Origin of the sequence: Cellulomonas xiejunii (assembly GCF_024508315.1) — a bacterium.
Taxonomy (GTDB): domain Bacteria; phylum Actinomycetota; class Actinomycetes; order Actinomycetales; family Cellulomonadaceae; genus Cellulomonas; species Cellulomonas xiejunii.
In genome coordinates, this window is sequence record NZ_CP101987.1 from 3,596,348 (window position 1) to 3,610,958 (window position 14,611).

Sequence of the window (14,611 nt, forward strand, 5' to 3'; positions counted from 1 at the left end):
CCGGTCGAGCGCGGCGCATACGAGTACCGCGCTCGGCGGCCGAGTACCGCGCTCGGCGTGCGGGGGGTGCGCGGGTCGGCGCGTCAGCGGACCCCGGCGAGGAAGTCCCGCACGGCGCTGAGATACGCGGTGCGGGGCTCCGCGCGGGAGAGCGCGAGGTCGTGGACGCCGCCGTCGACCACCACCTCGCGCACGTCCGCACCGAGGCGGGGTACGAGCGCCGCGATCGTCGTGACGTCGAGCACCGTGTCGGCCGTGTCGAGGTCCGCGCCGTCCACCACGTCGGCGCCCGAGCGTGCGGCCCGGGCGACGAGCACCGGCACCCGGATCCGCAGCCCGCGCGCGACGCGCGCCTGCCCCGCCCGGACGGCCGCGAGCCAGCCCGCACGCGCGGGTACCCCCTGCGGGCGCTTGAGCGACGTGTCGAAGTCCCACCGCTCGGCCATCCGCCCGGCGTACCACGACGGCCGGGAGGCCACGACCTGCATGGGACGCCGCCGTGCGAGGGCCCGCAGCGCGCCGTCCTCCAGCGGCCGCACCCACGAGCGCTCGGACGACAGGAACGGGCTGTCGAGCACCACCGCGTCCGCGCCCCGACGCGCTCGGTGCGCGTGCGCCCACAGCGCGGCGACCAGCCCGCCGGTGGAGTGCGCGTGCACGACGACCGGCAACCCCGGCCACGTCCGGCGCGCGACCGCGACCGCGCGGCTCAGGTCCGACGCCTGCTCGCGCAGGTCACCCTGGTAGTGGGGCAGGTCGCCGGGGCGCAGCGACCGGCCGGCGCGGCGCGCGTCCAGCGCGAGGAACGCCCACCCGGCGTCGACGAACGCGTCGGCCAGGTGCGTCGCGAAGAAGTAGTCGTTGTAGCCGTGCAGGTGCACCACGACGCCCCGCGGCGCCTCCGGGGCCCGGGGCGGCCGCACCAGGGTGAGCAGGGGTGCCGCACCACCGGCCGCGACGGCTCGCGCGGACGGCCCCCCGGGCGCCGGTACCCACCCCGGCAGCGTGCACGACTCGTACCCGGCCAGCAGCGTGTCGGGCGACCAGCCGCGCCGCGTGCCGGGTGACGTCATGCGCCGTCCGCGAGCAGGTCGCGCCGTCCCTCGACGCCGCGGCCGCGCGGGTACCGCACCGGCAGGAAGAGCAGCAGGCCGAGCACCAGCACCGCGACGATCCCGAGGATCCCCCAGTACTGCGCGCCGCCCAGGCCGATCGCGATCGAGAACGCGGCGGGCGCCAGGAACGTCGCCGCGCGCCCGGTCGTGGCGTACAGGCCGAACAGCTCGGTCTCCCGGCCGGGGTCGGCCAGCCGTGCCAGCAGGCCGCGCGACGCGGACTGCGCGGGCCCGACGCACGCCGCGAGCACCAGTCCGCCGACCCAGAAGGCCCGCGCCCCCGCGTCGTGCAGGAGGAAGACGGCCGTGCCGGCGATGACGAGCACCACGAGCGACCACGTGACCAGCAGCCGCGGCCCGTACCGGTCGTCGAGCCAGCCCGCACCGATGGTCGCGGCACCGGCGACGACGTTCGCGGCGATGCCGAACATGATGACGTCGCTCGCGGAGAACCCGAACGACCCGGCCGCGATCACGCCGCCGAACGTGAACACGCCCGTGAGCCCGTCACGGAACACCGCGGACGCGACGAGGAAGCGCAGGGTCGCGCGGCGCTCGCGCCACAGCTCCGCGATGTGTCGGCCGACCGCGACGTACGCGCCCGCGAGGCCGACGCGGGTGGGCGCCGCACCGGCACGGCGGCGGTCCGGCACCATGACGAGCACGGGCACGGCGAAGAGGAGGAACCACGCGCCGGCCACCAGCATCGACACCCGGACGTCCATGCCGGCCTCGGACGTGACGCCGAACCAGCCGACCTCGGGGTCGATGAACCCGAAGAAGAGGATGAGCAGGAGCACGATCCCGCCGACGTACCCGGCGCCCCACCCGATGCCGCTGATCCGCCCGATGGTCCGCGGCGTGCTGATCTGCAGCATCAGCGCGTTGTACGCGACCGACCCGATCTCGAAGGCGATCGTGCCGATGCCGAGCAGGATCACGCCGAGCCGGACGGCGTCGGCCATGCCGCCCTCCTCGGGGCGGACGAACCACAGGGCCAGCACGCACAGCCCGACGATCCCGGACGTGGCCGCCAGGATCGGGCGGCGACGCCCCCCGGCGTCGGCCAGGGCGCCCATCGCCGGCGCGGTCAGCGCGACGAGGATGCCCGCAGCCGCCAGTCCCCAGCCGAGCCACTGGCTGTGCAGGGCGGTGACCGCCACCGTGTCCTGGCCGGGTTCGGCGAACACGCTGCTCGTGAGGTACGTGGTGAAGACGAAGGTCGTGACGACCGCGTTGAACGCCGCCGACCCCCAGTCCCACGACGCCCACGCGGCGATCTGACGGCGGGCGGGTGCGGGCTCGACGACGGTGTCGGCGGGAACCTCGGCTGCGGGGTGACCCATGGCGGCAGCGTAGGCCCCCGCACGGGTGGAGCAGTGGCGTCCGGGTGAACGCCGCGCCGCCCTGCACGCCACGTGCCCGGCCCGGGCCGGTCGGCACCCCCTGGACGGCGCAGCCGGGCGGTCGCTACGGTCGCGCTCATGCCGCCGGCCTCGAGCGCGCCCGCCCCCCGCGACCTGCTGCTGACGGGCGCGCGCGTGTGGTCGGCACCCGATGCCCCCGTCGGGGAGCCGGGTGTCCTGCTGGTGCGCGACGGGGTCGTGCGGCAGGTCGGTGGCGACGTCCCGCCCGACGCCGGCCTGCCCCACGTCGACGTGGGCGGCCGGGTCGTGACCGCCGGGTACACCAACAGCCACATCCACCTGAGCGAGCGGGTGTGGGCCCGCGCCCGCACCGCACCGGCTGCCGCGCTGCAGGCCGAGATCGACGACATGCTGCTGAGCCGCGGGTTCACGACCGCGCTCGACCTCGGTTCGGACCCGCGGCACACGCTGCCCGTCGTCCAGCGCATCGCGTCCGGAGACCTGCGCGGACCGGAGATCCTCGTCACCGGGGCCACGCTCATGCCGCGGCGCGGACTGCCCTTCTACGTCCGGGAGACGATGCCGTGGTACGCGCGCCGCTGGATCCCGACGCCCGCGAGCGCCGCAGCCGCACGTCGCGCCGTCGCCGTGCGGCACCGCCGTGGCGTCGTCCTGACCAAGCTGTTCACCGGTTCGCTCGTCGAGCGGGACCGGGTCCTCGCGATGGACGTGGACATCGCTCGCGCTGCCGTCGAGGAGTCCCACCGCCGAGGCCTGCTGGTCCTGGCCCACCCGACCGATCGGGAGGGCACCGCCGTGGCGCTCCGTGCGGGCGTCGACGCGCTCGCGCACGTCCCCTCGGTGGCCGGCGGCACCGCCGACCTGCTGCGGGAGGCCGCGGACCGGGGGACCCGGCTGATCCCCACGCTGCACATGTTCGCCGCCATGGTCAGCCCGGAGGACGGCTTCATGGAGCCGGTCCGCGACGGGCTGCGCGTGTTCCTCGCCGCGGGGGGCCGCGTCCTGTTCGGCACGGACGTCGGCTACCTCACCGACCGGGACGTCCGCCCGGAGCTCGAGGCGATGGCGGCCTGCGGCATGACGACGGCCGACGTGCTGCGCTCGCTGACCACCGAGCCGGCCGCGTTCCTCGACCGCCCGGACGCGGGCGAGGTGCGGCCCGGTGCGCGGGGCGACCTCACGGTGCTGACGCACACCGTCCCCGACCTGGCCGCAGGCGACCTGGCCGACGTCGACCTCGTCGTGCGCGCGGGACAGGTCGTCCACCAGGCTCCCGCGTTCTGCGACGAGCCCCCGGTCACCGGAGTCCGGTGACCGGGCCCGCATGGCGGAGGGCAAGGGATTCGAACCCTTGAGTACGGGGTCACCGCACCAACGGTTTTCAAGACCGTCGCTTTCGGCCGCTCAGCCAGCCCTCCCGTGCCGACGGACGAGCCGGCGGCGGCGTCGAGTCTCCCACACGGGCGTGGCCGGGGACGATCGCTCCGTCCCCCTCACGCCCCCGCGACGAACTGCTCCCATGTCCCGCCGGTGCGCAGGGCGCCGGGACCGGCGAGGTTGACGCGCTCCCGGCACGCCCGCCCGACGGGCCCGGGCACCGGGACCCGGACGACCGGCACGTCCCGGCCGCGGGCCTGCAGCAGGGTGCGCAGGAGCTGCTCGGCGGAGAGCACCTGCGGCCCGACGACGTCCGGGACCCGCCCCTGCGGCGGCGCGAGCGCGACCTCGACGAGCCGGCGCGCCACCGCCGCGACCTCGACCGGCTCCGCCCACATGGCCCGGGGCGCGGGCACGACGGGCCAGGCCGCGAACCGCCCCAGCGTGCGGAGCACGAAGTCGTGGAACTGCGCCGGGCGCACCACGGTGAACGGGACGCCCGACCGCTGCACGGCGCGCTCGGCGGCAGCCTTGGCGCGGTAGTAGCCGACGGGCAGCCGGTCGGCGCCCGTGACCGACACGAGGACGAGGTGCTCCACGCCTGCTCTCCGCGCCGCGGTGGCCACCTGCGCCGCCGCCCGGTCGTCGCCGCGGCCGCCGGCCATGTGGAGCACGGTCGTGACCCCGGCCGTCGCGGTGTCGAGGCCGTCGCCCGTGACCGTGTCCCCCACGACGTACGCGGCCTGCGCGGTGTCCGTCCGGGCACGTCGGCTGAGGACCCGCGGACGCACCCCGGCGGCGTGCAGCAGCGGCAGCACGTGGCCGCCGAGGTTCCCGGTGCCGCCGGTGACGAGCATGGTCATCGCGCCTCCCGGCAGGATGTGGTGGGCCGACCGCACGACCGACCGTACGCGAGGGCGCGCCGGGCCGGAAGCCGCCCAGGCGCCCGCGGACGCACGCCGGACGACGGACGACGGCCGCCGCGACGCCCACGACCCTTGACACCGACAGCCCGACGGTCGACCTTGGGCGGGTGCCGGCCACCTGTCGCCACCCGGTCTTCGCGCGGGTCTACGCCCGCGCGTCGCGGACGCTCGACGCCCAGGGCGTCGCCGCGCACCGGCGGCGCATCCTCGCGCGGCTGCAGGGCACGGTCGTCGAGGTGGGGGCCGGGGACGGCGCGAACTTCCCGCACTACCCCGCCGGCGTCACGTCGGTGCTGGCGGTCGAGCCGGAGCCCTACCTGCGGGGACGGGCCACGCGCCGGGCCGCGGACGCCGCCGTCCCCGTGCGGGTCGTCGATGCCGTCGCCGAGCGGCTCCCCCTCGCGGACTCGTCGGTGGACGTCGTGGTCGCCTCGCTCGTGCTGTGCTCGGTGCGCGACGTCCCCGCGGCGCTCGGCGAGGCCTTCCGGGTGCTGCGGCCGGGTGGCGAGCTGCGGTTCTACGAGCACGTGGCGGCACACACCCCGACCCTGCGGCGCGTCCAGCGCGTCGTCGACGCGACCCTGTGGCCGTTCCTCAGCGGCGGCTGCCACACCGGGAGGGACACGGTGGGGGCGATCACGTCCGCGGGGTTCGTCGTCGACGACGTCGAGCGGTTCATGTTCCCACCGGGCCGCACGCAGCCGGCGTCCCCGCACGTGCTCGGCCGTGCCACGCGCCCGGCCGGGTGAGCCTGCCCGCCGGGCTCAGTCCGGCGGCACCCGCAGCACGTGCGCCGCGGCGTCCCCGGCCACCTCCACCCGCCAGCGCTGACCAGGCCGCCGGTACACCCGACGCGTCGTGCTGCCGCGGTCCTGCTCGAACGCCTCCAGCAGCGAGCCGTCCACCAGCACCTCCGCGGGCCCGCCCGTCGACCACACGTCCACGACCGCGCCGGCGTCGTCGACCAGCGACACCGCCAGCCCACCGGACGCGGCGACGCGCCACGCGGGCTCGTCCGTCACCAGCAGTCCCTGCTCGACGTCCAGCGCCGGGCCGCGCAGCCCGGCCAGCTCACGTGCCGGACGCATCACCGCCCGGCCGTCCGCCGTCAGCACAAGCTCCCGCGGGCACGTCAGCAGTCCCGCCCATCCCGCGGCCGCGACCTCGTCCGCCGGGCGGGTGCCGTCGCGGGACTCCCAGGACCACCCCCACAGCAGCACCCGGCCGTCGTCGCAGACGTACGCCTGCGGCGCGTACAGGTCCGGGCCGTGGTCGAACGCGCCTGCCACCTCGGGGACGAACCGCGGCGCGGCGCCCGTGAGGTCGAGGCGACCCGTGTACGCCGTCACGCCGAGCCGCTCCGGCCCGTCGCCGCGCTCGAACCACGACACGAGCAGCACCCACCGGTCGCCGACCTGCACCAGCTGTGGGCACTCCCACACGTGGCCGGGCGCTGCCAGGCCCGCGGGGACGTCCCGCGCCCGCAGCACCGTGCCCAGCAGCCGCCATTCGTCGAGGTCGTCGGCGTCGTACACCACGACCGCACCGCCCGCGGGCGTCCCGGCGCCCTGGACGGCCACGCGACGCCCGGCGAGGGTGAGCAGGAACGGGTCGCGCACGTCGACGACCCCGGGCAGGTCCGGGTGCGGGGCCGCGAGCCGGTCGGGCTGCTCCCAGCGACCGTCGGCGGCGCGGCGGGCGACGGCGACGCCCGCCGTACCCGTGTCGGAGGCGTCGCGCACCGCGCTGTAGACCAGGGCCACCTCACCCCCGTCCGGCACGGCCACCCCGCTCCACGCGCCGCCACCGTCCAGCGTGCCCGGTCGCGGCACCAGCGCGACCGGCTCGTGCTCCCAGCGCAGCAGGTCCACCGAGCTCGCGTGCCCCCAGTGGATCGAGCCCCACACCGTGTCGTCGGGGTTCCACTGGTACATCACGTGCCAGCGCCCGCCCCACCGGCCGATGCCGTTGGGGTCGTTCAGCCAGCCCCGCGGGGCGCGGACGTGCCACCGCGGCGCGTGCAGGTCGGGCGTCGCGGTCATGCGGTCAGCGCCACCACGTCGCGGGCCGCCCCGGGCTGACCACGGCGAGCCCGGCGTCCTCCGCGGCGCGGGCGGTCGGTGCGTCGTACGTCGCGATCGCCACCACGTCCACGTGCGCGAGTGCCGCACCGACGTGCAGGGCGGCGAACGGTCCCAGACCGGGCGGCAGCAGGACGGCGCGGCGCAGCGCCTGGTCCGACAGGCGCATCACGGGAAGCCGTGTCAGGGCGTCGAGGACGACGAGGCTCGCGTCGGTCCCGAGCAGCCCGGCAGTGACGCGCGCCTCGAGCACCGAGACGCGCGAGATGACGACGGCCGGCTCGTGCTCGGCCACCCACGCGGCCCACGGGCGGGCCTCAGGCGCGGCGGGCAGGTAGCGGCTCAGGGCCGAGCCGTCGACGTAGACGTCCGCCGCGGGGTCGCGAGCCAGCAGGACCTCGGGACGGGGAACCCTGCGCGGCGCGGGCACGACACCGTCCTGACGCGCACGGGGCACCCGGTCGTGGACGCGCGAGCGGCCGGACCCCAGCGGGGTCCGGCCGCTCACACGTGGTGCGGTGCTCACCGCTGACGCAGGCGCTCCATGGCGAGCTGCACGAGCGCGATGAGCGCCTGCTTCGTCGCCGCCCGCGACCGCGCGTCGGTGTAGAGCACCGGCACGTGGGCGGGGATCGCGAGAGCCTCGCGGACGTCGTCGAGCTGGTGCTTGGCGATCCCGTCGAAGCAGTTGACGCCGACGACGAACGGGATGCCGCGCGACTCGAAGTAGTCGACGGCCGGGAAGCACTGGTCCAGGCGGTCGGTGTCGACGAGCACGACGGCACCGATGGCTCCGCGGACCAGGTCGTCCCACATGAAGAGGAAGCGGTCCTGGCCCGGGGTGCCGAACAGGTACAGCCACAGCGAGCCCGGCAGCGCGATGCGACCGAAGTCCATCGCGACCGTCGTGGTCGTCTTGCGGTCGGACACGCCGCCGGCGTCGTCGACGCCCACGGAGTGCTCGGTCATGGCTGCTTCGGTGTTGAGCGGCTCGATGTCGGAGATCGAGCCGATGAAGGTCGTCTTGCCGACGGCGAAGCCGCCTGCGACGACGATCTTGACGACGGTGGGTGCGACTGCGCCCGCGGTCCCGGCCGGAGCGGCGACGGCGGCGTCAGAGGGCGGAAATGCCATTGAGAACACTCTCCAGCACGCTCAGGGACAGGGCGGGGGACTCACCGGTGTTGACCTCGACCGGTTGCGAGGTGTGCACGCGCACAGAGTTGGCGTCGGTGAGATCGGACACAAGGATCCGGATCACACCGAGCGGCAGATGGAGGAGCGCCGACAGCTCGGCGACCGAGATGTACCCGGCCGACGCGTGCTGGATGATCGCGCGCTTCTCAGGCGTCAGGCCCGTGGTCGCCACGGCGCCCGGCATGACCTCGACCAGTGCCTCGAGAGGCAGGTCGGAGCGTGCCGAACGCACGCGACCACCGGTCACGGCATACGGCCGGACCGTTCGGGCCTCGTACTCGACGTGTTCGCTCATCGCAGCGGTCCTCAGGCGACGGGTGCCCGGGTAGCACCGTCGACGGGCAGCTGGCCGCGCATCTCGGAGATGAGCTGCGGGGTCAGCGTGGCCTCGGTGCGGGACACGAGCATCGCCATCTCGTAGCCGATGAGGCCGACGTCGCACGTCGCCTCGGCCACGACCGCGAGGACGGAGCCGTTCGAGACGCTCATCAGGAAGAGGAACAGATGGTCCATCTCGATGATCGCCTGACGCACCTCCCCCGCACGGAGCTGGCGCGACGCGCCACGGGTGAGGCTCGACATGCCCGAGACGATGGCCGCGAGCTGGTCGCCGCTGGTGCGGTCCAGCTGCTCGGACATTGCCATGAGCAGGCCGTCGGCCGACACCACGAGTGTGTGGCGAGTGCCGGGCACGGTCCGGACGAAGTTGTCCAGGAGCCAGCCGAAGTTGGCTGCCTCGGTGCTGAGCGCGGTCACACTTCCTCCTTCATGGTGCAGTCTGGGCCGACTGCGGGCGGGGTGTCCACGGTGACACACGGGCCACCGAGGTCTCGGGTTCGTAGGATCACGAGTGGTCACCGTCCTGGGGGCCGTGCGCCGCGCGACGACCGCGCGACGTACCGGTCTGGAAGCTGGACAAGCGGGAACGCAGCTGATCGGCGTCTCGCTGGACGGGGCGCTCCTCCACGGGAGCCGGTGCGGCGGGAACCGCGCTCGGCACACGCTTGGCGAGTCGCTCCGAACCGCTCGCTCCGACGGCGCTGGGCCGGTACGCGGACAGCTGGCTGAGCTCCGAGAGAGCCTGCTCCTGGATGTCCGAGCGGAGAGCGAGCATGGCAGCCACCTCGTCGTCGAGCGTGCCGACGCGCGGGGCGGCGGACGGGGGGACGGCGGGGTGGGGAACCGTCGAGGCCGGCGCGGGCTGACGCCCCGCCCACTCCGGCGGCGACCACGAGGGCGCGGGACGCTCTTCGCGGACGATGGGGGTCGCGGCCGACTGCGGCGACGCGGGGGCCGACCACGTGGGCGCCTCCCAGCCACCGGCAGGCGCCGCCTGCTGCGGCGCGGGAGCGGCCTGCGGAGCGTGCGCCACCGGCTCGGCCCTGTCGGGACCCCATGCGGACGAGCGGACGGGCGCCGGTGCCACGAAGGGCGCGGGTGCCACCTCCACCACGTCGTCGTCCTTCTTGCGGCTGAAGAAGCTCCCCCAGCGACGCTTCGGCTTGTCGTCCTGCGACGACGCGACGAGATCCCCGAAGGCGGGACCCGCGGACGGCGTCGGCGCCACGGCCGGCTGCCAGGCCGGGGCCTGCGCGACGGGCGCGGGCGCCGCGGGCGCCGGTGCGGCCTGCCAGGCCGGGGCCTGCGCAGCGGGTGCGGGCTCGGCCGGCACGGCGTCGACGGGCGCGAACATCTCCGTCGGCTGGTCGGCGGCGGCGGACCGCACCCACGTGGGGGTGGACGGGCGCCACTGCTCGGGCGTGGGAGCCGGCTCGGCCACGGGCGCCTGCTGGTCCTGCCACGTCGGCGCCTGCCACCTGCTCGGCGCGGGCGCGGTGTCGACGGCGGGCTGCTGCGTGGCCGCGACGGGCGCCCAGGGAGCAGCGACCTCCTCCTCGGGCTCGGGCTCCTCCTCGACCTCCTCCAGGCGGTAGACCTCGACCGCGGGCTGCGCCTCGGCCGGGGCGGACCATGCGGGCGCCGAGTCACGCGACGGCTCCGGCACCACGGGGAGCGCGCCGGTGTGCCAGGCGCGCGCCTCGTCGAGCGAGCGCTCGAAGGGGACGTACGGGGCCGTGTACTGCAACGCCGGGCTGTCGCTGCTGCCGGCCCAGCCGGAGTAGCCGCTGTACGACGTGAACGTCGGCTCGGGCTCGGGCGCCGGCGCCGGCTGCTCCTCGACGGGCTGCTCGGGGGCGGCCTGCCAGGCTGCGGGCTCCTCGTGGCTCCAGACCTGCGTGTCGTCGCCGGGTGCGGCGACCTCCGCCGCGACCTCGGGCAGCGCCCACGGCGACTGCGGCTGCTCCCACGACGTGACCGGGACCCGCTGCTCCTCCCACGACGCCACCGGAGCCTGCTGCTCCTCCCACGACGCGGCCGGGGTCTCCTGCTCCTCCCACGACGCCACCGGAGCCTGCTGCTCCTCCCACGACGCCACCGGAGCCTGCTGCTCCTCCCACGACGCCACCGGAGCCTGCTGCTCCTCCCACGACGCGGCCGGGGTCTCCTGCTCCTGCCACGGCGCGGCCGGGGTCTCCTGCTGTGCGTCCTCGACGGGCGCGTCCTGCGTCCACGGTGCGGCGTCGGCGGCAGGTGCCCGCCAGGCGTCCTCGGACTGGATCGGCGCCCACGGCTCGCCGTCCGTGCGCGGAGCCGTCCAGGAGTCCGTGTCCGGGGCGCTCCACTGCTCGACGGGGTTCTCGGCCGCGTCGTCGGACGGGGCCGGCGCGGCGCCGCGGCTCGGGAGCCCGCTGCTCAGGTCCTGCCACGACGGGACCTGCGAGTAGCCGCCGGAGGCCGCGGACGCGTCCGTGCTCTCCGGTGCGAGCGAGGGCACGACGAACCCGTTCTGGCTCGGCGCCGGGTCGGGCACGTCCTTGCCGCTGCGGAAACCGGAGAACAGACCGGCACGGGCCGCCGGGTCGGCGGGGGGAGCGACCGGGGTGACCTCGTCCTGCTGCGGGTCGCTGGCCCAGGCCGACGTCGCCGCGCGGGACCTGGTCGGCAGGCCCGCCACCAGCGGCGTGGCTGCGACCGCAGGAGCCCACTCGCCCGTGTCGACCGACAGCTCGGGCGACAGCCGGGTGTCCGGTGCGACCGGCAGGACGATGTTGTCCTCGTCGAACGTCTTGCGGGACCGCGTCGGCAGACCCGAGGGGGCGCTGAGCATCGGCACGGGGATCGAGTCGTCCTCGGTGGCCGAGCCGGCCGCCGCCGCGGGTGCCGCACCGGTGTCGTCGCCACGGCGACGCCTCGGCAGGCCGAGGGACGTCTCGCCGTCGGTGAGCTCGGCGAGGTCGACGGCGCGCACCTCGGGGATCTCGATCTCCGGGAGGCGGGCGGACTGGCTCTGGGCCGGCGCGCCGGGCGGCAGGGAGCCGTAGGAGTTGACCTCGTTGGCCGAGAACAGCGTGCTGGGGAACTGCACGAACACCTCGGTCCCCGTGCCACCGACGCGCTTGCGGAGAGTCACCTCGGCGCCGAGGCGCTGGGCGAGGCGGCCGACCACGAAGAGGCCGAGGCGCTGGGCGCCCAGCGCGTCACCGGCGGAGACCGACGCGATCTTGTAGTTGGCGGCCGCGATCTCCGCGTCCGTCATGCCCAGGCCCTGGTCGGCGACGCGGACGACCACCGAGGCGCCGGACACGCCCGTGCTCACGATGACCGGCGTCTCCGGCTCGGAGAAGACCGTCGCGTTCTCGAGGATCTCGGCGATCAGGTGAGCGGCCGACAGGGCGTTGAACCCGAGCATGTGCGGGTCGACCTGCAGGTCCAGCTGGACGCGGTCGTACTGCTCGATCTCGGACGAGGCGGTGCGGATGACGTCCGACAGCGGCATCGCGTCACGCAGGCGACGGCCGGAGTCGATGCCGGCGAGCACGAGGAGCGACTCGGCGTTGCGGCGCATCCGGGTCGCGAGGTGGTCGAGGCGGAAGAGGTTGGCCAGGGTCCCCGGGTCCTCCTCGGCACGTTCGAGGGAGTCGATGAAGGACAGCTGCCGGTTGAGCAGGACCTGGTCGCGTCGGGCGACGTTGACGAACATCTCCGCGATCGAGCCGCGCAGCGCGGCCTGCTCCTGGGCGACCTGCACGGTCGTGGCGTTGACCGCGTTGAACGCCTGCGCCAGGCGCCCGATCTCGTCCTGGGAGCGCACGGGGATCGGAGCGAGCGTGATCTCCGGGCCCTCGCCGGGCGTCGAGACCTGCTCGACGAGGCGGGGCAGCTGCTCACGGACGTCGCCGGCGGCGCTGGTGAGGCGACGCAGCGGGACGACGATCGAGCGGGAGACGGCGAGCGCGAAGGAGAAGGAGACGATCAGGGCGAGGAGCGCGAGGGCGACCGTGAGGAGCGCACGGTCACGCGCCTGGCTCACACCGTTCGCGGCGACCTCGTCGGCCCCTTCGAGCACGCCGGAGTTCACCGTGCCGAGCATCGTCATCTGATTGGTCGTCTGCTCGGTCCACGCGGCCAGGTCGACCGAGGAGATCGCCTCCAGGGAGCCCTGGGTGAACTGGGCACGCATCGACAGCAGCGGCGGCGTCGGGTCACCCGTGCTGACGATGAGGCCATCGACGCCGAGCGCCGCCACCGTGAGGCGGGCACGCTCGCGCGCGAGCTCGGTCTCCGTCACCCGGTTCTGGAAGCTGCGGGCCAACGCGTTGCTGTCGGCGGTGACGCCCTTGAGCTCGATGCCGGTGATGTACTCGTTGACGAGCGCGTCGCTCAGCCGGGCGAGCTCACGGTTCGCGGTGACGTACTCGGCGAGGTCGCGGTCGCGCAGCGAGTTGGCCACACCCTCCATCACACGGATCTGCCCGCTGAGGATGTCCTGGAACCCGTTGCGCAGGACGACGCGCTGGCCGCTGGCGTCGACACGCTCTCGCAGCTGGGGCAGCGCGGTGCCGTACGCGTTCTGCTGCTGCCGGAAGTCCCGGACCACACCCTCGGGGAACTCCGCGAGGTCGATCTCGCCGGTGACCTTCCGCGCGTCCGCCAGCGCGCTGTCCGTCACCTGGCGGGCGGCCTTGACCTGCTCCTCCGACGCCCCCGTCAGGGACAGGATCCGCTCCTGTTGGAACGCCGCCGTGAGCGGGCTCAGCGCGTCGAGCGTGCGCACCACGGTCTGGGTGGCCCTCGCGTACCGAAGGTCCTGGATCGCGCCGTACGAGATGTACGTACCAGCCACGAGCAGGACGATCATGGGCACGGCGAGGACCGCCAGGACTTTGGCACGGATGCCGAGCCGTCGCAGCATGTCGATCCTTTCCCTTCGCCCGACGTCGGACGCTCGCGCGATACCGCGTGCGTCCGTCGTGCAGCCACCGCAGGTGACTGCCGTCTGCGCTTCATCGGTACCTGGACACCGGACCATTAGCCCGCCGCCCGAGTTTGCCATGGACCTCACCCGTCCCGATACGCCACATAGGGCGCAGATCGGCAGCCGACCGGCCGGGCGGCTCGGCGCGCCTGCGTGCCTTCACCCCGCGGGCGCGCCTAGCGTGCACCCCGTGCGTGCCGTCGTCGTCACCTCGCCCGGCGGTCCCGGTGCGCTCCGGGTCGAGGACGTGCCCGACCCGACCCCCGGCCCCGGCCAGGTGCTCGTCGACGTGGCCGCCGCCGGTGTGAACCGCGCTGACCTGCTGCAACGTGCCGGCCACTACCCGCCGCCGCCCGGCGCGCCCGCGTGGCCCGGCCTGGAGGCCTCCGGGGTCGTCCTGGCTGTGGGCCCGTCAGCGGCCGCACAGGGCGGGGGCGATCCCGCGCTGCAGGGCACGCCGGTGCTGCGCGTCGGCGACCGCGTCGCAGCGCTGCTGACGGGCGGAGGTTACGCCGAACGAGTGATCGCGGAGGCCTCGCTGACGCTCCCGATCCCCCCAGAGGGTGACATCCAGGACGCCGCGGCACTCCCCGAGGCCCTCGCGACCGTCTGGTCGAACCTGCGCGCGGCAGCCCTCGGGCCCGGCCAGACGCTCCTGGTGCACGGCGGGTCGGGCGGCGTCGGGTCGGTCGCGGTGCAGCTCGCGCACGCGCTCGGCCACCGCGTCCTCGCCACCGCCGGCGGTGCGGAGCGCTGCGCGCGCGTGCGGGAGCTCGGGGCGGACGTCGTCGTCGACCACCGGGCGCAGGACGTGACCGCGGCCGTGCTCGACGCGACCGAGGGGCGTGGCGTCGACGTCGTCCTGGACGTGCTGGGCGGGCGCGCGCTGGGCGCCAACGTGCGGCTGCTGGCCGAGGGCGGTCGGCTCGTCGTCATCGGGCTGCAGCAGGGGCGGCGCGGCGAGCTCGACCTGCCGGCGCTCATGGCCCGTCGTGGCTCGGTGATCGCGACGACCCTGCGGGACCGTCCGGCCGAGCAGAAGGCGGCGATCATGGCCGACGTGCGGGCCCACGTGTGGCCGCTGGTGCTCGACGGCCGGGTGCGTCCGGTCGTCCACGCGCGCGTCCCGCTGGCGCAGGCACCGCGCGCGCACGAGATGCTCGAGTCCGGCGAGGTGTTCGGCAAGGTCCTGCTGCTGCCCTGACCCCGC

General features: G+C 75.2%; 12 protein-coding genes and 1 tRNA gene. 3 read left to right on the top strand and 10 right to left on the bottom strand.

The window, feature by feature from the left end; genetic code table 11:
* Positions 1 to 83: 83 nt before the first annotated feature.
* Positions 84 to 1,073, bottom strand: coding sequence for an alpha/beta fold hydrolase (locus NP048_RS16550; protein WP_227575331.1), 990 nt, complete (start codon positions 1,071 to 1,073; stop codon positions 84 to 86).
* Complete coding sequence (locus NP048_RS16555; protein ID WP_227575330.1) at positions 1,070 to 2,461, bottom strand: MFS transporter; 1,392 nt, start codon at positions 2,459 to 2,461, stop codon at positions 1,070 to 1,072. Before NP048_RS16555 ends, NP048_RS16550 begins: the two co-directional genes overlap by 4 nt.
* 138 nt (positions 2,462 to 2,599) lie before the next feature.
* On the opposite strand from NP048_RS16555, the gene NP048_RS16560 reads away from it, so the two are divergent.
* The gene (locus NP048_RS16560; protein WP_227575329.1) at positions 2,600 to 3,817 is read left to right on the top strand and encodes an amidohydrolase family protein; all 1,218 of its coding nucleotides are present in this window, start codon (positions 2,600 to 2,602) and stop codon (positions 3,815 to 3,817) included.
* Between the two features lie 11 nt (positions 3,818 to 3,828).
* On the opposite strand, the gene NP048_RS16565 is transcribed toward NP048_RS16560, so the two are convergent.
* A tRNA-Ser gene (locus NP048_RS16565) sits at positions 3,829 to 3,921 on the bottom strand.
* A gap of 75 nt (positions 3,922 to 3,996) precedes the next feature.
* Complete coding sequence (locus tag NP048_RS16570; protein ID WP_227575328.1) at positions 3,997 to 4,743, bottom strand: SDR family oxidoreductase; 747 nt, start codon at positions 4,741 to 4,743, stop codon at positions 3,997 to 3,999.
* A 170-nt stretch (positions 4,744 to 4,913) separates the two neighbouring features.
* On the opposite strand from NP048_RS16570, the gene NP048_RS16575 reads away from it, so the two are divergent.
* Positions 4,914 to 5,555 (top strand): class I SAM-dependent methyltransferase, encoded by a 642-nt coding sequence (locus tag NP048_RS16575; protein ID WP_227575327.1) that lies wholly within the window; start codon positions 4,914 to 4,916, stop codon positions 5,553 to 5,555.
* A gap of 15 nt (positions 5,556 to 5,570) precedes the next feature.
* Here the strand turns inward: NP048_RS16575 and NP048_RS16580 are convergent, their stop codons facing one another.
* The 6 genes from NP048_RS16580 to NP048_RS16605 all read right to left on the bottom strand — a co-directional run bounded on the left by NP048_RS16580 (position 5,571) and on the right by NP048_RS16605 (position 13,338).
* Complete coding sequence (locus NP048_RS16580) at positions 5,571 to 6,848, bottom strand: glycoside hydrolase family 32 protein (RefSeq protein ID WP_227575326.1); 1,278 nt, start codon at positions 6,846 to 6,848, stop codon at positions 5,571 to 5,573.
* A 4-nt stretch (positions 6,849 to 6,852) separates the two neighbouring features.
* Entirely contained in the window at positions 6,853 to 7,317 is a 465-nt protein-coding gene (locus NP048_RS16585) for a PIN domain-containing protein (RefSeq protein ID WP_227575325.1), read from the bottom strand.
* A gap of 92 nt (positions 7,318 to 7,409) precedes the next feature.
* On the bottom strand, positions 7,410 to 8,021 hold the full coding sequence (locus NP048_RS16590) for a GTP-binding protein (protein WP_013118385.1): 612 nt from the start codon (positions 8,019 to 8,021) through the stop codon (positions 7,410 to 7,412).
* The gene (locus NP048_RS16595; RefSeq protein WP_227575324.1) at positions 8,002 to 8,379 is read right to left on the bottom strand and encodes a DUF742 domain-containing protein; all 378 of its coding nucleotides are present in this window, start codon (positions 8,377 to 8,379) and stop codon (positions 8,002 to 8,004) included. The genes NP048_RS16590 and NP048_RS16595 overlap by 20 nt, the downstream gene beginning before the upstream one ends.
* Positions 8,380 to 8,390: 11 nt before the next feature.
* Positions 8,391 to 8,840, bottom strand: coding sequence for a roadblock/LC7 domain-containing protein (locus tag NP048_RS16600; RefSeq protein WP_013118387.1), 450 nt, complete (start codon positions 8,838 to 8,840; stop codon positions 8,391 to 8,393).
* A gap of 88 nt (positions 8,841 to 8,928) precedes the next feature.
* Positions 8,929 to 13,338 (bottom strand): ATP-binding protein, encoded by a 4,410-nt coding sequence (locus NP048_RS16605; protein WP_227575323.1) that lies wholly within the window; start codon positions 13,336 to 13,338, stop codon positions 8,929 to 8,931.
* A gap of 253 nt (positions 13,339 to 13,591) precedes the next feature.
* Here NP048_RS16605 and NP048_RS16610 point away from each other — a divergent pair, with 253 nt between their 5' ends.
* Complete coding sequence (locus NP048_RS16610; protein ID WP_227575322.1) at positions 13,592 to 14,605, top strand: NAD(P)H-quinone oxidoreductase; 1,014 nt, start codon at positions 13,592 to 13,594, stop codon at positions 14,603 to 14,605.
* Positions 14,606 to 14,611 lie beyond the last annotated feature (6 nt).